The sequence below is a fragment of the Streptomyces inhibens genome (assembly GCF_022221585.1).
GTDB classification, from domain to species: domain Bacteria; phylum Actinomycetota; class Actinomycetes; order Streptomycetales; family Streptomycetaceae; genus Streptomyces; species Streptomyces inhibens.
Window position 1 is genome coordinate 3,052,793 of sequence record NZ_CP084681.1, and the last position, 18,354, is coordinate 3,071,146.

Consider the following 18,354-nt stretch of genomic DNA (forward strand, 5'->3'; position numbering starts at 1 on the left):
CCTCCTCAGTTCAACAAGTGGTCATAACTATCAGGAATCAGATGGCGCCCAGAGAGAAGATCTTCAAGAAGCGCATTTCGCAGATCCTTCGCAGATCCCAGCTTTCGCTCCAGCGCAGACACCGTCTCCCCCTGTGCACGAAGCAGATCCGCAATTCTCTGCTGTTGCGGAAGTTCCGGAAACGCCACTTCCAGACTCATGATCTTCTGCTGGCTAACGTTCACCATCGACGCGCTGGTTCCGGTGGCGGCGGCCGTAAGGCGACTGCGCACCTCGTCGGTCTGCATTGCGTATGCGAGAAAGTCGGGATCAACGACCTCCGGATCGCTCACGAGTCTGAGCGTCTTGTCGCAGAGGAACAACCCTGGGCGAACTTTATGCACACGGCAGACCATCCCCACTCTCTCGGGAGAGTTTGCGCGAGTCATCAGGACATCGCCCTCCTGCACCTCCCACCGGGGGTCCAGGAAGATACCCGAAGTCACCGCCTTGCTCTCCTCTGCTACAAAGCCAGCCTGCTGAATAGCAGATACCTTCAGCACGCCTCGCTCATCTGCGCTGGGGGGCCGACGCTCGGCCTGGAAGCTCTTGCCGGCCTCGATCCTTTCAATTAGCGAGCGGAGTGGCGTCTTCGGGAGAGACGAGATTTCATTCTCACGCACTCTCCCCGAGGTAACTACAGCGGCGCGGAGTGCACGCTCGCAGGCCGACACCATAGAGTCTGCAGATGAAATGAGATCGACGATTCGCCACTGCTCGGCGATTGAAGGAATGGACACCTCAATCGCGAGAAGCTGGCTCGGAGAGACGCGCTTTCGACGCTGGACGGAGCCGGTCGCTCTCTCTGCCATCTTCCCCCAGAAAGATGACCTCTGGCAGATCAGTGATGCAAACTCTGGAGTGATCCTAGTCGAATCCAAAAGAAAGGTGGGGAATTCGGGCGACACCACAAACCCATCGAACTCCTCCGGTACGACAGCAATAGGCCCTTCCCAAGCTGTCAGCTTACGCATGACGATGCGATTGGGACGCAGGACATGTAGCTTCGGATAGCTCGTCTCAGTATCTTTCAGCACCCCGCGGTTAAATACACCGCGCCCCTCATTGTAAACACCCGCATAGTCAAACTTCGAGCCCGGCTCAACGGCGATCGTTTCGATCTCCAACTTAGCGATTTCACCAAGGGGGAGCGTCTCCCAATTACTGCTCATAGCCTGCCGCCTTCAGTCTCGCATCGAAGCGACTCTCCGCCTCACGCAGAGAATCCTGAGCTTGACGGAAGTGTTTCAGAGCTGAGTGCACGTCTACGGATTCAACTACGGCAGACTTGAGATACCGACCAAGATTGAGGTCCCAGCCATTCTTTTTGATCTCGGCACGAGGGGCCCAGTAGGTTGTTACGGAGCCATCCAAGGCATCTTCGCCGGATCGGTAGCTATCGATGATGGCCTTAAGGTCCGAGGCATCCATCGTGTTTCGCGTCCGCCCTCGGACATAGCGTTGCGATCCATCGATGAATAGAATCCCTTCCTCCTTCCTATTCTCCCGAATCCGAGAATTAACCGCACGGAAGATCATGATGCAAGCAGGGATGGACGTCGAGTAGAAGAGATTCTGCGGCAGGCCAATCACTGCCTCCAGCAGGTTTTCGTTGATCAGACCGGCGCGAATCTCGCTTTCAGCAGCACGAAACAGGGCACCGTGCGGCATTACTACACCGACACGCCCTTTCTTTGGATGCATAGAGGAGACCATGTGCTGAATCCATGCATAGTCTCCATTACCTTTGGGCGGCGTTCCCCAGGATGATCGCTTCCAAGGGTCGTTCTGCCACGCCTCACCTCCCCAGTTTTTTAGGGAGAACGGAGGATTGGCGATCACGACATCGAATCGCGCCAACTGATTGCGGGAATCATGAAACTTAGGGGTTCGGAGCGTATCGCCACGCTTGATATCAAAGTCCTCGATATCGTGGATGTAGAGATTCATCCGCGCGATGGCTGCGGTCGTGAGGTTTACCTCCTGACCGTACAGTCGGAGCGTGCGGGTATCCCCGCCAGCATCCCGAACCTCATTGACCGCTTCTACAAGTATTCCTGCAGAACCGCATGCCGGGTCATAGATTGATTCGCCGGGCTGGGGATCCAACAGGTGCGTGAGCAGCTGCACAATTGGCGGCGGCGTGAAGAACTCGCCAGCCTTCTTTCCCGAAGCTTCAGCGAACTCTCGTAGAAGATACTCGTAAGCAGCACCGAGCATGTCTCCTGAGACGGAACCCGGATCAAGGTTGATTTCATCAAAGCTCTTGAGCAAGTTGTTCAGCGCGTGCTCGGGGAGACGGTCGGTATTTCCCCAGGCCACGTCACCAAAGATGCCCCCGAGAGTAGTCGGGTTAGCCTGCTGAATCAGGTCCAGCGCCGTCTGAAGGTGAACACCAACATTCTTGTGTTTCCGGCGGATATCTCGCCAGTGGCACTCATCCGGCACCTGGAAACGATAGTTATCGGGGTGCAGTGCTAGAGTTTCGTCGTTACCAAAATCAATAAGTGCTCGCCGGTGCTCGTAGTCCCAAGTGTCGGAGATGCGTTTGAAGAAGAGCACCGGGAAGACATAGGCTTTGAAGTCCGCATGCTCAACAGGTCCGCGGAGGCTGTTGGCCGCAGCCCACAGCCGTGATTCAAGCTCCGGCAGGGTCACGGTCACTCTGCGCTCCTTCTAGGTCATGCTCGAGGGGTGGAAACAGGCTACCGGCCACCACGGACAGCCGAGCCCAGACTGCGAACGTCCAGCACGTAAGACGTTGCTGTCCTGCCCAGCCACCGATCGTATCGACCCCGGCACAGCAGGGCCCTCACGCAACTCTCGCCCTGGGGTGTTGCGCAGCTTCGTGACGATGCAGTCAGGTCATCAGCCGGAATAAACCACCGCCGTCGCCGATTGTTCGTTCGCAATGATCAAGCCAGGGCGGGAGGCACGTGAGTAACCTGAAGGTCTTCAGGGTGAGGGGCGGGCGAGCCACCGAGATCCCCGGGGCGTCCGTGGGTGTGGAGCGCGAGTTGCAGTCGCTGATCGAGGCCAACATGGAGGCGATGCTCGGCATCCGCTTCCTGGCCAGCGAGTACACAACGGGTCGGCACCGGGGCCGGATCGACTCTTTGGGCCTGGACGAGAACGGGACTCCGGTCATCGTGGAGTACAAGCGCTCCCTCGATCAGAACGTGACGAATCAGGCACTGTCGTACCTGTCGTGGCTCCACGACCACCACCACGAGTTCGAGAGCCTGGTCAAGGAGAAGCTCGGCACCGAGGCGGCCGACGCGATCGACTGGAGCAATCCCCGACTCGTCTGCATCGCCGGGAACTTCACGCACCATGACACGGTGGCCATCGAGATGATCGGCCGTCGCATCGACTTGGTGAGCTACCGGGTCTTCGATGATGTGCTTACGCTGCAGCTGGTCGCCTCCGTTGCCGGCGCCGCAGCCCGGACTCGAGGAAAGGCGCCCGCCGCGTCCCGAGTCTCCAGTGCGATTTCGCCGAAGTCGGTTCAGCAGTACCTCGACGAATCGCCGAAGGATCTTCAGGATCTGTACGCGGAGCTCGATGAGGTGCTCCTGTCCCATGGGGATGTGCAGAAGGAGCCCCAGTTGCACTACATCGCGTACCGGCGGATCAAGAATGTCGCCACGGTGCGCGTCCAGCCGCGCAACCGGATGCTGGTGGTCAACCTGAAGCTGGACCCGGACACCGTGGAGCTGGAGGAGGGTTTCTCTAGGGACGTCCGCGGGCTGGGGTGCCTGGGGATCAAGGACGGTGTCGAGGTGCGCATCAGATCGCGTGATGATCTCGCTCGGGCCGGTGAACTGATCCGGCAGAGTGTCGACATGGGGTGACTCCAGAGACGGTCAAGGGCGGTTGCGTCATCGGGTTTCGATGCCGCAACCGCCCTTTCTGCTTCTGGCCCGGTCGGCTGGGGTGTCTGGCTCTCACTCTTCGGGTCCGGCGAGTTCGAAGTCGTCCTGGGTCAGGACACTGCGGAGGCGCGTTTCAGCGATGCCTGCGTAGTGGTCGGAGAGTTCGACGCCGATGAAGTTGCGGCCTTCCTTCAGTGCGGCGATGCCGGTGGCTCCGGAGCCCGTGAAGGGGTCGAGGACGGTGCCGCCGGGCGGGCAGACCTGGACGAGCTGCTGCATGACCTCGACCGGCTTTTGGGTGATGTGGACGCGGTCCTTGCGGGGCTGGGAGGCGATGTAGTGGCCGGGCAGGTAGAGGTCGCGGGTGTTGTCGAGGCTTCCCTTAACGCCCCAGAGGATGAACTCGGAGTCCTGCTTCGGGCCGCCCTTGCGAGGTCGTGAGGCTGGCTTGATCCACGGGATGGTGCCGGACCAGGTCCAGCCGGCCATCTGCAGGGCGTCCGAGGTCGTCGGGTCCTGCCTCCAGTCGGAGAAGACCATGACGACGGCGTGTTCGCGGCTGACGCGGTAGGCCTCGGTGAGCAGTTCGCTCAGCCATGCGCGGTAGGAGCGCTGGTCGCGGTTCTCCCCGGGGAAGTTGGCCAGGTCGTGGCGGGCGTCGCCGCTGGTGTACTTCGCCCGTGCGGTGCGGGCGGTGCGGTCGGAGCTGGTGCGCCCGCCGGAGTTGTACGGCGGGTCGGTGATGACGCTGTCGACGCTCTCGTCCGGGAGGGACTTCAGGACGGTAAGCGCATCGCCTCGGTGCAGGGTGTACGACGACATTCGGCGGATCTCTCTTTCCGGAAGACGGCCTCATGCACGCACCCTTGGAACGGGATTTGCGTGCCAGTGCTGCTCGGGACAACCGCATGGGCGGTTCCTGGGGTGAGCAGTGGGCCGGAGGTTAGCGCCTTTTTCCGGCCGCACCCAATGACGTGATCTTGGTCGTTCCTTTCATGATCGCGTCTCGTTTGGGGCGGCCGGATTTTGTCTCTACAGTCTCGGCGTGTTCGCAGGACGGGGACTGTTCCCAGCCCTGTTGGGCTGTGCTGATGCGTGTTGCCTCGTCCAATCGGCGGCCCGCTCGGCACCCGTGAAAACCCTGACGGATGTGAGGGAGAGGAATTCATCATGTGGCGTCTGAGATTACGGGCGCGGCTGGCTGCCGCGTTGCGATAAAGGGTCCGGCACTTCGGAGTTAGCAGCTTCGAAGCACGGCCCTCCCTTCGGGGACTTTCGAATGTTTAACCGGCGTGGTGCCGGTGGCCTTTTCGACGAGAACGCCGGCGCCACGCTGCCTACGAGTAAGGAGCTGCTGATGCAGCATGCCCAGGCGCGCCCCTCGCCCGAGCCGGATCTCCGGATACGCCAAGCGTCCGGTGGCTGGCTGTGAAGAAGGTCGCTGCGATAGCCGGGGGCGTTGTCCTCGCCCCGGTGCTGTTGATCGCGCCCATCGCCGTCGCCTTGGCCGGCGCCAGCAACGCCCAGGCCGCCTGCGGTGAAGCCGGTGGTGCCGGTGCGGTGGACGCCAAGGCCGTGGCCAAGCAGGTGGAGTCGATCCTCAAGGGCAGTGGCAAGGGTTCGGTGTCCGTTGCGGGGCTGGACAACGCCAAGGAGCAGATACCGAACGCCAAGACCATCCTGGCCACCGGCCTCGCGATGAAGGTGCCTGCGCGGGGGCAGATCGCTGCACTGGCGACTGCTTTGCAGGAGTCGGGGCTGCGGAACTTGGACTACGGCGACCGGGATTCTCTCGGTCTGTTCCAGCAGCGTCCCAGCCAGGGCTGGGGCACCGCGCAGCAGGTCCGGGATCCGGTGCACGCCTCGACGAAGTTCTACGAGGCGCTGCTGAAGGTCTCGGGTTGGCAGTCGATGACCGTCGCCCAGGCCGCGCAGGCGGTCCAGGCGAGCGGGTTCCCCGATGCGTACGCCAAGTGGGAACCGCTGGCCACGGCCCTTCAGAAGGCCATCGCCAAGAACCTCCCGGCCAAGGACGGTTCCGATAAGGGCGCCACGCCGGATGCCCCTGATGGTGGGTGCAGTACGGGAGGCGACGGGAGCGGGTTCGGCCCGATCCCTGCCGGGGCCGTTCCCGAGGGTTACAAGATTCCGACTGATGCGCCCAAGTCGGTTCGCACGGCGATCCGTTGGGGCCTGGGTCAGCTCGGCACCCCGTACCAGTGGGGTGGCCACTGCACCGATGCGCACGGCCAGGACCCGATGGGCCACTGTGACTGCTCGTCGTTGATGCAGGCGTCGTACAAGGCCGGCGGGGTCTCGATCTCCCGGACCACGTACACACAGGTGAAGGAGGGTAAGGCGGTCAGCGTCGATGCCCTCAAGCCTGGCGATCTGCTCTTCACCCGCGGCACAGCAGCCGCGCCGGAACACGTCGGGATCTTCATCGGCCAGGGGCTGATCCTCCAGGCTCCCAAGACCGGTGACGTGGTCAAGATCTCGACTCTCGCCTCCTGGCGGCCGGATGTCCTCGCCGCCCGCCGCATCGTCTGACCGACCTCTCTCCCCCTCTCCTCTTCCTCTCTTTCGGGCCTTCGCATGCCCTAATTCGCACTGGAGTTCCCATGAAACTCATGCAGCACGCCCAGTACCTGGCTTACAACCCCGGCGTCACGCCGAAGCAGGGCGGGCTTCCCGGTCTCGATGTCCTGAAGAACGTGATGGGCAGTATCAACCTGTTCGGCATCATCGCCGCGGTCGGCGCCCTGGTTATCTCCGCGGTCGTCTGGGCCTGGGGCCACCACAGCGGCGGCCACCAGGCGGAGGCCAACGGCAAGAAGGGCACGGCGGTTGCCGCGGGTTGCGCCCTGCTGCTGGGCGCGGCCAACGGCATCGTTGCGTTCTTCTCCGCCATGGGAACGCAGGTCCACTGATGCCGAAGAAACGTCTCCGCATTCCCGAGGAGCGCACGTACGGAGAACCGACCTCGGTGCTGCGGCGCTCGCTGATCGGCGGCATCATCTTCGCGGTGCTGCTGGCCGTCGCCGGTCTCGTCGCGTATCTGAACCGTACGGACAGCCCAGCCTCGGCGAAGCCCTCTCCGCCGCCGGCGTCCGCTCCGGAGTCGTCGCCCTCTCCCGAGGCGACTGACAGCAAGGGGGTGGCTGTCGCGGCGCCGCCGAAGACGAGCGATCCGATCGTGTTCGCCAAGGCGGCCACGAAGGTCCTGTGGACGTACGACACTCGCTCGTTCTCCCAGGCCGAGCATCTGGCCGGGCTGAAGCGGTGGATGACCGGCGAGAAGAAGTACGCCGACTGGAAGTCCGTCACCAACCAGGTGCCCAGCCCGGTGCTGTGGTCGCGGCTGCATGACAACCGCCAGCACGCGAGCGCCACGGTTGGCGAGGGTCACTTCCCGCAGGCGTTCAAGACCGCCTTGGCGCAGAATCCCGGTGCGATCACCGAGGCGTACGTCTACGCCGTCACGGTCACCGGCAACCAGACCCTCGCCTGGAAGGGGTCAGGAGCCGGGTCCGAGGCCCGTTCGATGACCCTCGCCGTCCAGTGCCGCCCGCACCAGAACTGCGCGCTGGCAGCCGTCCTGCCCAACGCCGCGCCATGACCGCCCTCAACCCGGATAAGGAGGTGCCCTGATGGGAGCCTGCGACCTTCCTCTGATGAATACGGTCTGCGACGCCGTCGGCGGCGTCGTCAGCTCCACCGGCGAGGCGGTCACCGATGGCATCGGTGCTTGGATCGCCAAGTCGATGGGCGAGGTGGCCCAGTCCGCGGCCGACCTCGCGTCCAAGGCGGTCGATCAGACCACCGCTATCGATCTGAATGCCGAGTGGTTCCGCAACAACTACGAACTGCTGTTGCCGATCGGGTTGATCCTGACGGTGGGCACGTTCTGCCTGCAGCTCACTCGTGCTGCCTGGCGTAGGGATGAACGTGCCCTTGCCCAGGCTGCGTTCGGGACCATGGTGGGCGTTTTCTTCGCCTTCGCTGCCATCGCCTGTACCACCGTCGCCATCACTGTGGTCGACGCGCTCAGTGCCGGTCTGTTCAAGGCGGCCAACAGTTCTGTTGATGATGCGGTTCGCCGCATGATCAAGGTCAATGAGCTGGGGGCGATGTATGGCCTGGGCTGGGGTGTCCCCTCGATCATCGCGCTCGGCTGCGCCATCGGGGCGTTCTTGTACTGGGCTGTGATGGTTGCCCGCAAGGTCGGCATCCTGGTCTTGGTCACGCTGGCGGTCTTCGCTGGTGCCGGCGGGGGCTGGGAGGTGGCCAGGCGCTGGCGCCGCGGCTGGGTCGAGGCCACGGCAACCCTGGTCGTCAGCAAACTGCTGATGACGATCGTGTTCTTGCTGGGCGTCTCGGCCATGGGCAAGTCCGACTCGCACGGTGGGCTCGCTGCCCTGTCGGATGCGATCGCGGGCATCGTCGTGATGGTCTTGGTGATGCTCTGCCCCTACGCCACCTACAAGTTCATCCACTGGGCCGCTGATGGTGGGGGCCACGATGACCTGCACCGCACCGGCGTCGCCGGCATGGCGGTGGCGGCGGGTGCGGCCAAGACCGCAGGCCAGCTCGCCATGCAGGCGGGCACGGGGACGCCTGCTCCGCAGGGGCCGCCGAAGGTGCCGGGCCAGGGCACGGATGGTGTCGCCTCCGGCATTGATCCGACCGGCGGTTCGAGCGGTGGCAGTAAGCCGAAGCAGACCCGTTTCCGCTACGGCGAGGACCCCAACGCCACGGGCGACAAGGGCCGGTCGCTGATCCAGCGGCCTCCCACGGACGGCGACCGCGGCCAGCCCCTGATCCAGCGCCACGACCAGGGGACCACCTCGGGCACAGCGGCAGCCTCGGCACCGGTCTCCTCCGGGCCCGTGGGCGCCTCGGCCGCAGCGGGTACGCGGATGGACCCGCCTGCGCCACGGCCCAGCGGGCCGCCACCGGCAAGTGGGCCTCCTCCGCAGGGCGGTACCACGCCGCAGCGGTGGATCTACCCCAAGCCACCGGGTGGCTCAGGCTCGTAGCCCTCACCTGACGGGGGCGGGCGCCTGGCCGCGCTCGGCCCGCCCGCCCCCTTCCCACTTCTTTTCTCACCACGTCCAAGGACGGCTTTGCCATGCATCCCGACACTCCTCAGCCTGACGGCCCGGCCACCGTGAAGTTCCCTCATCGCTCACGCCGCGGTATCCTGCTCGGCCTCTCGGTCGCCCAGCTCATCGTCGTCGCCCTCACCGGCCTGGCCCTGCTCGGGGTGCTGATGCGCGCCGGCGTCGCCGGGGCTCTCAAGCTCATCCCGCTGTGGGTGGTCATCTTGTCGGCGGTCTTCATCCGCCACCGCGGACGGTCCCTCGCCGACTGGGCACCCATCGCCCTGCGTTACGCGCTGCGGCGTTTCAAGGGCCAGCTCATCTGGCTCGCCCGCCCCTCCCGCCGACCCCGGCGCGAGGGCCTGCTCCACCTGCCCGGCACTGCCGCCTCCCTGCGGGTGACCACCTCGCCCGACGGTCAGTTCGGCGCGGTGCACGACCCGCACCACGGCACCCTGACCGCTGTGGTGAAGGTGTCCTCCCGCGCCTTCGCCCTGCTGGATCCGGCAACCCAGGCCAGCAATGTCGCGGGCTGGGGCCGCACCTTGGCCGCCCTCTCCCGTACCGGTCACATCGCCCGCGTCCAGGTGCTGGAGCGGACCGTTCCCGACTCCGGCGACGCGCTCAACCGCTACTGGAGCGAGCACGGCAACGCCGACGCCCACATGGCCGGACCCATCTACAGCGAACTGCTGGCCGCCGCCGGTCCCGCAGCAGCCCCGCACGAGGCGTACGTCGCGATCGCGCTCGATCTCAAGGCTGCCCGACGTCTGATCAACCAGGCCGGGGGCGGACTCACCGGTGCCTTCGCCGTCCTGTCCCAGCTCACCTCCATCTTCGACCAGGCCGCCCGCAACTCCGGCCTCATGCCCAGTGGATGGCTGGGGGCAAGTGAGATCGCCGCTGTGATCCGCACCGCCTACGACCCGAAGGCGTCCGCGGCCCTGGATCAGTGGTCGGAGGCCGGCCGTCCGCAGGCCGACCCGGCGGCTGCCGGCCCGGTCGTTCTGGTGGAGAAGGCCGACCGGATCCAGACCGACTCGGCCCGCCACGCCACGTACTGGGTCGAGAACTGGCCCCGCATCGAGACCTCCCCCGGTTTCCTGCACCAGCTCCTCTTCACATCGGGGGTGCGCCGCACGCTGTCGCTGACTTACGCGCCCAAGGGGCTGGATGCCGCGCTCAAGGATGTGCAGCGCAAGAAGGCCACGGTGATCGCGGATGCCGCCGAGCGGCAGCGCAAGGGCCAGGTCGACTCTGAAGAGGACTCGGTCGAGTACGCCGACATCAAGCAGCGCGAGCGCCAGCTGATCGCCGGCCACGCCGATGTCGCCCTCACCGGCCTGCTCACCGTCAGCGCCGACACCGACGAGCAGCTCAACGCCGCCTGCGCGGCGATCGAGACGGCCGCGATATCCGCCCTCCTCGATCTGCGGCTGCTGACCTGGCAGCAGGCCGAAGCCTTCACCAACGCCACCCTCCCGCTGGCCCGCCCCTAGCGCCCCAGCTGCACCACCGCGCTCAACCGAAGGGCCCCTTTCATGCCGACCGCCCCCTTGCCCGACCTGGCTGAGGACTTCGTCCCGTTCGCCACCGCGGCGCTCGACTTCCACCGAGCAATCAACCTCCCCGCCGGGCCCGTGGCCGCACACCGCACCGAGCTGGACGCCCTCCACGCCCACCTCACCGCCCTGTACGGCCTCCTCGACGCCCACACCAGCCGCACCACCCCGGTAGCTGAGGCCGAGGGCGATCACCTGAGGGCCTGCCGGATCCGGCTGTGGCAAGCCGCCGAGCACCTCCACGACGCCTACCACGCAGCCCCACACCCCGGCACCGGCCGCCTCCTCACCCGGGAGGCGTGCCGGGCCCGTCTCCCCGAGGGTGCGCCGGAACTCACCGTGTGCCAACGCCACCTGGCCACCTCCGCCCAAGTCCGCCTTGACCACACCCCGGCCGATCTGCGCGCCCCCTTCACCGGCCTGATCCGCCACTGACCGCTCTGGAGCACCACCACTATGTCCACCCGCACCCGTGCCAGCGCCAGTCCGCTGTTCGTCCCTCGCAAAAGCGACCGCCGCGCTGCCCGCGCCGCCCGCGACCAGTTCGCCGCTGCCCGCGACCAGGCCCGCGACGCCTCACGCCCCCAAGCACGCCGCCCCGAACCGGGCATCGACCCCGAGCTGCGGGCCACCTACCCGGGCGCCGGCCGACCCGGTCCGGCCGGCGCCCGCGGCGGCCGTCTCAAGCTCCCCGCCCACCGCATGACGACTGCCACCGCATCCGGCGCGTATCCCTTCCTCGCCGAGGGCGGCCTCGGCGCCCAGGGCATCTACATAGGCCGTGACGTACACGCCGAGGCGGCGTTTACGTACGATCCGTTCGCTCTGTACGGGCGCCTCGATGGCTTCACCAATCCGAACATCCTGCTCGCCGGGATCATCGGCATGGGCAAGTCCGCCCTGGCCAAGTCCCTCGCTCTGCGGGCCGTGGCCTTCAGCTACCGGATCTACGTGCCCTGCGATCCGAAGGGCGAGTGGACCGTCGTTGCCCAGGAGCTGGGCGGCCAGACCATCGCCCTCGGCCCCGGCCTGCCGGGGCGATTGAATCCTCTGGACGCGCCTGCGCGGCCGCACGGCGTCGGCGAGGAGGACTGGGGCAATGAGGTCCGCAAGCGGCGTCTTCTCCTCCTCGGGTCGCTCGCAAAGACGGTCCTGCGACGAGAACTTCACCCGATGGAGCACACCGCTCTCGATGTGGCGCTCGATCAGGCCGTCGCCCACGCCGCAGCACACGGCACCACCCCGTTGCTGGGCGACGTCGCGCACGTACTTGGTTCCCCCGAGCGGCTCGACTCCGCGCTCGGCGAACTGACCGGCCGCCTCGGACACGCGGCCGAAGACCTCGCCCACGCAGTGCGGCGACTCGTGCACGGTGACCTGGCCGGGATGTTTGACGCCCCCAGCACCGTCGCCTTCGACCCGAGTGCGCCGATGCTGTCCATCGATCTCTCGCGGCTGGGCGGGGCCGGCGACGACACCGCCCTCGTCCTGGCCATGACGTGTGCCTCGGCGTGGATGGAGTCCGCGCTCGCCGACCCCACCGGCGGGCGGCGCTGGGTGATCTACGACGAGGCATGGCGCGTGATGCGGCACGTCGCGCTGCTGGAGCGCATGCAGAGCCAGTGGAAGCTCTCGCGTGGTCTTGGCATCGCGAACCTCATGGTGATTCACCGCCTGAGCGATCTGCTGACTGCGGGCGATGCCGGCTCCCGGGGCCGGGCGTTGGCGGAGGGTCTGCTCACCGACTGTTCGACCCGGATCATCTACCGTCAGGAAGCCGACCAACTCACCTCCGCCGCCGCCCTGTTGGGGCTGACAGGCGTGGAGACCCAGGCAGTGTCCGCCCTCACCAAGGGGCGTGGTCTGTGGAAGGTCGCGGGCAGGTCGTTCATTACTCAACACCTCCTCCACCCACGCGAACGCGAACTGTTCGACACAGACGCCCGGATGCATGCCTGAGCAGCGCCTTTCGCCGTGCTCATGCCTCGGAGGGAGCCGAGCCGCACTTCGGCTCCCTCCGCCTCCCCTTCCTTAGGCATCTGAAGGAATCCATTCCCATGCCTCTGAAGAACACAATCCGCCGTGCCGCACGTCGGCTCGTCCAGCTGTACATCGACGCGGCGAAGGCCAACGCCGCCCAGGGCCACATCCCTTTGGCCACAGGCCCCTTCGGTGCCCTTGATGAAACTCGCCGCACGGCTGGTGGTCACCAGGTAACACCTCGGGACGCACCGGGACCCGTCATGGCTGAAGCGGCGCGCCCCAGCTCCACGCCCCGGGGCCAGAGCCGCTGGCCTCGCTTGCGCTAGCGCAAATTCCCGGCATCACCAAACCCGTCTTCGGGCCGCATCCTCGTCGTCCGCACGGCCCCAACCTCTGCGAGGTGCACTTCCCGTGGCGGAAACACGCCCGCACATCACCGTCAGCCACCACGACCGCTACGGCGTCGTGGCAGCGGTTTCGCACGACAACCACGTCGCCGACCACATGCTGCGGCGGGTCGGCTTCGAGCGGCTGCCCGGCAGCGACCTCTACGCCCTCACCGAGCCGATCCGCGACCCGACCCGCCGAGGGCAACGGGCGGTCCAGTCCCTGCGGGCCGCGCAGTACACCGTCACGTCCGACGCCGCGTACGACCTCAATCCCCACACCCCGCTCCACACCGACCGAGGTCTCCTCAGCCGGCCGGAGAACCGTTCCGCCGCGCAGGTGCCCAGTGCCGGGGAGGCGGCCTTCGCTTCCGCCCGTGTGCTCGATGCCGATATCCGAGCTGCCCGGATCGTCGTGCACGACCAGGTACGCGATCCCGAGGGAACGCTGCGGGCCGTCGGCACCGACGTACGTACCCGCGAGGGACTGCTGCTCCACGGTGAAGGCGATCTGCGGTACGTCGAGGCCCGGCTGGAGCACACCGGTCGCGCGTTCGACATCTTCTACTCGATGCCCGGCAACGGGCGTCGTGATCCGAGGTTGTCGATGATGCAGCGCCGCGCTCAGGCCGCCATCGCCATCTCCCCGGCTCGTGCAGGCGTCGCACTGCCACAACGACCGGCCGTCGCCGCCACATACCGCGGGGCTTCCGCCACCCAGCAGCCGGTCCGCGCCCGCTAACGCCTCTGCCTCGAAGGAGTCTTCGTGATGAATCTGCCCTACGAGCCCGACGTGGCCTTCGGAGTCCACCCCGACCTCGGTGTGGCCGCTGCCGTCGCGGATAACCGGCCGCACCTGGATGAGGTCCTGCGCAAGCACCACTTCCGCTACAGCCAGGACCTGGACGTCTATCTCCTGCCGGAGGGCACCCCGCACAACACCGCAGTGCGGACAGTGGCCGCCGCCACCCGCGAATTCCAGGACGCCGACCTCACCGTTGCCGCCGACCCTCGCATCATGCTGCCGCTCCCCATCCCTGCACCGGAGGGCGTGACCGCACGCACGATCCAGCCTGGGCAGTCGTTGACCGCGCTAACCGGCGAGCTGCACGAGCTGCGTCGCTCGGCCGACGTCGCCGAGGTTCTGGAGCAGGTCCTCGATGAGCACCACGGTGCCGTAGGCGATCTGGAGGAGTTCATCGACACTGCCGCTGCTTGGTGCGAGCGACTCGACACCCCCAACGGCCGGGAACTGGGCCAGCATCTGCGCTCGATTGCGCACCATGTCGCCTTCCTCGGCGACCGGTTGGCCGACGCGCAGCTCGATCTATCGGCCTTGCCGGACGCGACGCCGCAGGATGCCCCGCCTCTGGCCGAGCTGCCGCTCCCGTCGCGGCACAAGGTCCCCTCCGTGACACACACCACCCGTGCTCGCGCGGCTGTGGCGTCCTCACCAAACCGCCCAGCCGGCCTCCCTGCGGCACCGGAAGAGGCGGCCCGCTCCCCGGCCGCGCCACCCAGCCCCCGCCGTACACGCTGACCGCCCACTTCGAGGAGCGGCGGCCTGATCACCCCGGCTGGCCGATCAACCCGCCCGCCGACACGCACACGGCGGCGAGCACGCAGACCGCCGCATCCCCCCGTCCTTAGTCCCCCTCTTTCAACTTCAACAGCCTCCAGGAGCCATGCCGTGATCACCAGAAGAACGCGCCGCCCCGTCCTCCCCTCTCTTCGCGCCGCGCACCCCTGGAACTCACCTTGTCAACGCCACGCACCACCACGCCCTCGACCACCACCGGCACCGACGTCCTCTTCCACCTCCTCATCGCCCTCGCCGGGCTCGGCATGGGAGGAGGTTCGCTGGCCTGGTTGTTCGGCAATCTCGCCAACGCCGTTGTCGGATCCGATCCGTGGGCCGCCTACCGACCTGAAGAGACGCTTCTTCATCCGGAGCGGGTCTGGCCTCATCTGCCGCAGCCCGCCGTGATCACTGGCTGCTACGTCCTGCCCGCCCTCGTCCTCCTGGCCACCGCCGTCGTAGCTGCGAAGGTGTGGCTGCGCTTCCGCAGCAGCCCGTCGGGGCTGGCCACCCGGCACGAGCTGGCCCCCCTGCTGCCCCGGCAGATCGCCGCAAAGGCCATCGACCTGCGTCCCAGCCTGAAAGGCACCAAGCCCAAGGACATCGATCCCGACGACCGCGGCGTCCTGCTGGGCGCCCTCAAGCCGGGCAAGGCGGAGGTCCGCTCCTCCTGGGAGGACGTGATCCTGGCGATCATGGCCCCCCGGTCCGGCAAAACCTCCGGACTTGCTATCCCCGCCATCCTGCGCGCCCCCGGCCCTGTGCTGCTGACCTCGAACAAGGCGGCGCGCGACGCGTACACCGCAACCATCGACGCCCGTGCCAAGGTCGGGACGGTGTGGACGCTGGATCCGCAGCAGATCGCACATGCGCCCCGGACCATGTGGTGGGACATTCTTGCCGACGCCCGTGATCTCGCCGGGGCTCGGCGACTCGCCGGGCACTTCGTGACCGCCTCCGTCGACGAGTCCAGTGCCGGGGATTTCTGGTCCACGGCCGCCGCCAACACCCTGACCGCCTTCTTCCTGGCCGCCGCCCACGCGCGACGTCCGATCACAGATGTGCTGGCCTGGCTCGCCTCACCGGCCGACCGTACGGCGATCGATCTGCTCCAGGATGCCGGGTTCGACGCGGTCGCCGCCCAGCTCCAGGGCACCGTGGCCGGGGCCGTCGAGACTCGCGACGGCATCTTCGAAACCGCCCGGCAGTACGCCAGCTGCCTGCTTGACCCGGACATCGCCGCCTGGGTCACCCCGCCCAACGAACTTGAGAACGTACGGGAGTTCAAGCCGGAGGAGTTCGCGACCGGCACGGACACCTTGTATCTGCTGTCGAAGGACGGCGGCGGTTCCGCCTCGGCGATCATCGCCGCAGCCGCCGACGTGGTGATGCGCGCCGCGGTCATGCAGGCCGAGCGCGACGGCGGACGTCTCGATGCTCCGCTGCTGGCGATCCTGGACGAGGCCGCCAACGTCTGCAAGATCTCCGACCTGCCGGACCTGTACTCGCACCTCGGGTCCCGCGGCGTCATCCCGATGACGATCCTGCAGTCCTACCAGCAGGGCGTCCGCGTCTGGGGCCAGGCTGGCATGGACGCACTGCTCTCCGCGTCAACGATCAAGTTGATCGGCTCCGGTATGGACGACGCCGACTTCGCCGACAAGATCTCGCGCCTGGCCGGCGACCATGACGTGCGTACGGTCTCGGTCTCCACCGGCGAGTCTGGCAAGTCCACCTCGGTCTCGATGCGCCAGGAGCGCGTGCTCCCACCCGACGTGCTGCGCGCCATGCCCAAGGGCACGGCCTGCCTGATGGCCACCGGCATCCGCCTGGCCCTCATCGACCTCAAGCCCTGGTACAAGGGCCGCGACGCCAAGCGGCTGGGCACGGCGTCCGACAAGGCCACCGCGGCCATCACCGAGCGCGCAGCCGCCAAGGCGCTACGCCAGGACGACTTCGGCCCGGCGGCATGAACCGCCTCCACCACCCCCGCACCCGGCCGCCGGGGCGCCTTCCGCGCCCCACGCCCCGTCATCCGATCCTCTCCCCTGATTCCCCGTCTCGTGAGGTGCTCCCATGACCCAACCCCCACCGTCCTGGGCGTCCGTCCGCCGGTCCGAGCGGCTTGCCGGCACTCCCGCCATACGGCGCGGCGGTCACTGGTGGCTCGTCTCCCCCGCCGGAGCCATCCTCGCCTCGGACCACGCCTTCGCCGCCGAACTGGACAATTACGCAGCCGATTTTGCCGCCGCAAACCGTGCCGTCGGCGAGCTGCACGCCGGGCACAAGGCAGCACGCAATCCCGCGCGGGAGGCTTGGCGATGACTCCGCTCGTCCATGCCGAGCAGGCGGTCCTGGGTGCGGTCTTTCTAGCTCCCGGCCAGCTTGACCGGCTCTCGCCCTGGCTGCGACCGGAGCACTTCTCCCGTCCCGCGCACACTGCGATCTACGCCGCGATGCTCAAGCTCCGGGCCGACGGCCACCCAGCTTCGAAGGAACAGGGCGCAGGTCCCGTACCGAGGTCCTGGGTGACCGACACGGTCGCCGAGGCAAGCAAGCACGCCCGGGGACTCACCGCCTCCTACGCGCACTCCCTGGTGTCGGCCTGTCCTCGCCCCGAGCATGCGGTGGTCTACGGACGGATGGTGCTGGAAGGTGCCATCCACCGCAGTGTCGCCCAGCACGCCACACGACTGCACCAGGCCGCCCACGCCGACGCCATCCGCGTCGGCATCGAGGAAACAGTGCATCACGCCGAGGTCCTGTCTGACGTGCTGGCCGATCTCGCGCGCCGCTGGGGAGGCGAGCCCCGGCCCGTAGCGCCCCCGGCGTCAGCCCCATCCCCTGCCGCTCATCCACAGCCGGTGGATGAACAGCTCCTGGCCGACGAGGAGTTCCTCCTCGGGTGTCTGAGTGCGCGTCCTCAGAAGCTGGACGAGGTCGTGGGCTGGCTTCACCCCAGCGATTTCGCCGATGCCGGCCATCAGCAGATCTACCGGTCCCTGGGCGCGCTCCACCATCGGGGCGAGCCCATCGACCAACTCACCGTGCTGTGGGAGACCCAGCGCCGAGGCGCGCTGGCCGACCGGACCCTGGACACGGAACGTGTGCTGCGGATCTGTGACCCGTCGGCGTTCGCGGGGTCGGCGGAGTACGTCGGCGAGCAGGTCGTCCGAGCCTCGCTCATGCGGGCGGCCGCCGTCGCGGCGCGGCAGGTGCGCGCGCTGGCCGACGACGAGTCGCTGGCACCGGGTCGGCTGATCGGCTATGCCCTCCACGCGCTTGGGCCACTGGATGACGTCCGCCGCCGCTGGCGCATCGCCACCGGCGCCAAGTCCGAGCCCCCTCGCGCTGCCGACCAACCGGGCGCTGCCCCGCCGGCTGCCCGCATCGAAGCGGCCCGATCCCGCAGCCGCCCTCACCTCACTGGCACAGCCCCTGCCACGGCACCCACCGCGGCCTCGCGTCCCGCTGTCTCAGGCCGCCTCCACCGCCGGAGTGCGTCATGACCAATCACACTGGGCGCGCAGCCCTGGAACACAGCGGGCTGCACGCCATTGCTGAAGATTTCGACGGCCTGCATGCCGACATCGGCGTTCCTGCGGCACCGCGTGATCTTCCCGATGTCGCGACCGCGTCCAAGCAGCTCGCCACGCTGACGAGACTGGTCGAGGACCTGTCGGACGAGGTCCTCTTCCGTGCCGTGGATGATGACCCCGAACTCGATCTCAGGCTGGTTATCCACGGGTACACCTCGGCGGCGGCGCCCACTCTGGCCAGAAACCGTGGCTGATCGGCTCCATGGAGTTACGGGAGGAGTAGCCTGAC

At 67.0% G+C, this 18,354-nt stretch carries 17 protein-coding genes; 14 read left to right on the forward strand and 3 right to left on the reverse strand.

The window, feature by feature from the left end; genetic code table 11:
• Positions 1-5: 5 nt before the first annotated feature.
• Together KI385_RS14070 and KI385_RS14075 are read right to left on the reverse strand one after the other, a co-directional pair.
• Positions 6-1,211, reverse strand: a complete 1,206-nt coding sequence (locus KI385_RS14070; protein ID WP_238572544.1) for a restriction endonuclease subunit S — start codon at positions 1,209-1,211, stop codon at positions 6-8.
• On the reverse strand, positions 1,201-2,703 hold the full coding sequence (locus KI385_RS14075; protein ID WP_238572545.1) for a type I restriction-modification system subunit M: 1,503 nt from the start codon (positions 2,701-2,703) through the stop codon (positions 1,201-1,203). Before KI385_RS14075 ends, KI385_RS14070 begins: the two co-directional genes overlap by 11 nt.
• A 272-nt stretch (positions 2,704-2,975) precedes the next feature.
• Here KI385_RS14075 and KI385_RS14080 point away from each other — a divergent pair, with 272 nt between their 5' ends.
• Entirely contained in the window at positions 2,976-3,893 is a 918-nt protein-coding gene (locus KI385_RS14080; protein WP_238572546.1) for a DUF5655 domain-containing protein, read from the forward strand.
• A 93-nt stretch (positions 3,894-3,986) separates the two neighbouring features.
• On the opposite strand, the gene KI385_RS14085 is transcribed toward KI385_RS14080, so the two are convergent.
• Positions 3,987-4,736: a DNA-methyltransferase gene (locus tag KI385_RS14085; protein WP_238572547.1), complete on the reverse strand. Its 750-nt coding sequence runs from the start codon at positions 4,734-4,736 to the stop codon at positions 3,987-3,989.
• Between the two features lie 606 nt (positions 4,737-5,342).
• Here KI385_RS14085 and KI385_RS14090 point away from each other — a divergent pair.
• From KI385_RS14090 to KI385_RS14150, 13 genes are all read left to right on the forward strand, one after another.
• Positions 5,343-6,464, forward strand: a complete 1,122-nt coding sequence (locus KI385_RS14090; protein WP_238572548.1) for a C40 family peptidase — start codon at positions 5,343-5,345, stop codon at positions 6,462-6,464.
• A gap of 71 nt (positions 6,465-6,535) precedes the next feature.
• Complete coding sequence (locus KI385_RS14095) at positions 6,536-6,844, forward strand: DUF6112 family protein (protein ID WP_046929256.1); 309 nt, start codon at positions 6,536-6,538, stop codon at positions 6,842-6,844.
• Entirely contained in the window at positions 6,844-7,533 is a 690-nt protein-coding gene (locus KI385_RS14100) for a hypothetical protein (RefSeq protein WP_238572549.1), read from the forward strand. The genes KI385_RS14095 and KI385_RS14100 overlap by 1 nt, the downstream gene beginning before the upstream one ends.
• Positions 7,534-7,564: 31 nt before the next feature.
• Positions 7,565-8,953, forward strand: a complete 1,389-nt coding sequence (locus tag KI385_RS14105) for an SCO6881 family protein (protein ID WP_238572550.1) — start codon at positions 7,565-7,567, stop codon at positions 8,951-8,953.
• A gap of 92 nt (positions 8,954-9,045) precedes the next feature.
• Positions 9,046-10,515, forward strand: a complete 1,470-nt coding sequence (locus KI385_RS14110) for a PrgI family protein (protein ID WP_238572551.1) — start codon at positions 9,046-9,048, stop codon at positions 10,513-10,515.
• Positions 10,516-10,557: 42 nt separating this feature from the next.
• Entirely contained in the window at positions 10,558-11,013 is a 456-nt protein-coding gene (locus KI385_RS14115) for a DUF6238 family protein (RefSeq protein WP_238572552.1), read from the forward strand.
• Positions 11,014-11,034: 21 nt separating this feature from the next.
• Positions 11,035-12,537, forward strand: coding sequence for an ATP-binding protein (locus KI385_RS14120; RefSeq protein WP_238572553.1), 1,503 nt, complete (start codon positions 11,035-11,037; stop codon positions 12,535-12,537).
• A gap of 435 nt (positions 12,538-12,972) precedes the next feature.
• On the forward strand, positions 12,973-13,689 hold the full coding sequence (locus KI385_RS14125) for a hypothetical protein (RefSeq protein WP_238572554.1): 717 nt from the start codon (positions 12,973-12,975) through the stop codon (positions 13,687-13,689).
• A gap of 27 nt (positions 13,690-13,716) precedes the next feature.
• Complete coding sequence (locus KI385_RS14130; protein ID WP_238572555.1) at positions 13,717-14,487, forward strand: hypothetical protein; 771 nt, start codon at positions 13,717-13,719, stop codon at positions 14,485-14,487.
• Between the two features lie 218 nt (positions 14,488-14,705).
• On the forward strand, positions 14,706-16,499 hold the full coding sequence (locus KI385_RS14135; protein ID WP_238572556.1) for a type IV secretory system conjugative DNA transfer family protein: 1,794 nt from the start codon (positions 14,706-14,708) through the stop codon (positions 16,497-16,499).
• A 103-nt stretch (positions 16,500-16,602) separates the two neighbouring features.
• Positions 16,603-16,851: a hypothetical protein gene (locus KI385_RS14140; protein ID WP_238572557.1), complete on the forward strand. Its 249-nt coding sequence runs from the start codon at positions 16,603-16,605 to the stop codon at positions 16,849-16,851.
• Entirely contained in the window at positions 16,848-18,035 is a 1,188-nt protein-coding gene (locus tag KI385_RS14145) for a DnaB-like helicase N-terminal domain-containing protein (RefSeq protein WP_238572558.1), read from the forward strand. The genes KI385_RS14140 and KI385_RS14145 overlap by 4 nt, the downstream gene beginning before the upstream one ends.
• Positions 18,032-18,319: a hypothetical protein gene (locus KI385_RS14150; RefSeq protein WP_238572559.1), complete on the forward strand. Its 288-nt coding sequence runs from the start codon at positions 18,032-18,034 to the stop codon at positions 18,317-18,319. Before KI385_RS14145 ends, KI385_RS14150 begins: the two co-directional genes overlap by 4 nt.
• Positions 18,320-18,354: the final 35 nt, after the last annotated feature.

Coding starts and splice junctions, on each gene's coding strand:
- KI385_RS14150 (WP_238572559.1), top strand. CDS start 18,032: ATGACCAATCACACTGGGCGCGCAGCCCTGGAACACAGCGGGCTGCAC.
- KI385_RS14145 (WP_238572558.1), top strand. CDS start 16,848: ATGACTCCGCTCGTCCATGCCGAGCAGGCGGTCCTGGGTGCGGTCTTT.
- KI385_RS14100 (WP_238572549.1), top strand. CDS start 6,844: ATGCCGAAGAAACGTCTCCGCATTCCCGAGGAGCGCACGTACGGAGAA.
- KI385_RS14105 (WP_238572550.1), top strand. CDS start 7,565: ATGGGAGCCTGCGACCTTCCTCTGATGAATACGGTCTGCGACGCCGTC.
- KI385_RS14110 (WP_238572551.1), top strand. CDS start 9,046: ATGCATCCCGACACTCCTCAGCCTGACGGCCCGGCCACCGTGAAGTTC.
- KI385_RS14140 (WP_238572557.1), top strand. CDS start 16,603: ATGACCCAACCCCCACCGTCCTGGGCGTCCGTCCGCCGGTCCGAGCGG.
- KI385_RS14120 (WP_238572553.1), top strand. CDS start 11,035: ATGTCCACCCGCACCCGTGCCAGCGCCAGTCCGCTGTTCGTCCCTCGC.
- KI385_RS14115 (WP_238572552.1), top strand. CDS start 10,558: ATGCCGACCGCCCCCTTGCCCGACCTGGCTGAGGACTTCGTCCCGTTC.
- KI385_RS14085 (WP_238572547.1), bottom strand. CDS start 4,736: ATGTCGTCGTACACCCTGCACCGAGGCGATGCGCTTACCGTCCTGAAG.
- KI385_RS14070 (WP_238572544.1), bottom strand. CDS start 1,211: ATGAGCAGTAATTGGGAGACGCTCCCCCTTGGTGAAATCGCTAAGTTG.
- KI385_RS14095 (WP_046929256.1), top strand. CDS start 6,536: ATGAAACTCATGCAGCACGCCCAGTACCTGGCTTACAACCCCGGCGTC.
- KI385_RS14130 (WP_238572555.1), top strand. CDS start 13,717: ATGAATCTGCCCTACGAGCCCGACGTGGCCTTCGGAGTCCACCCCGAC.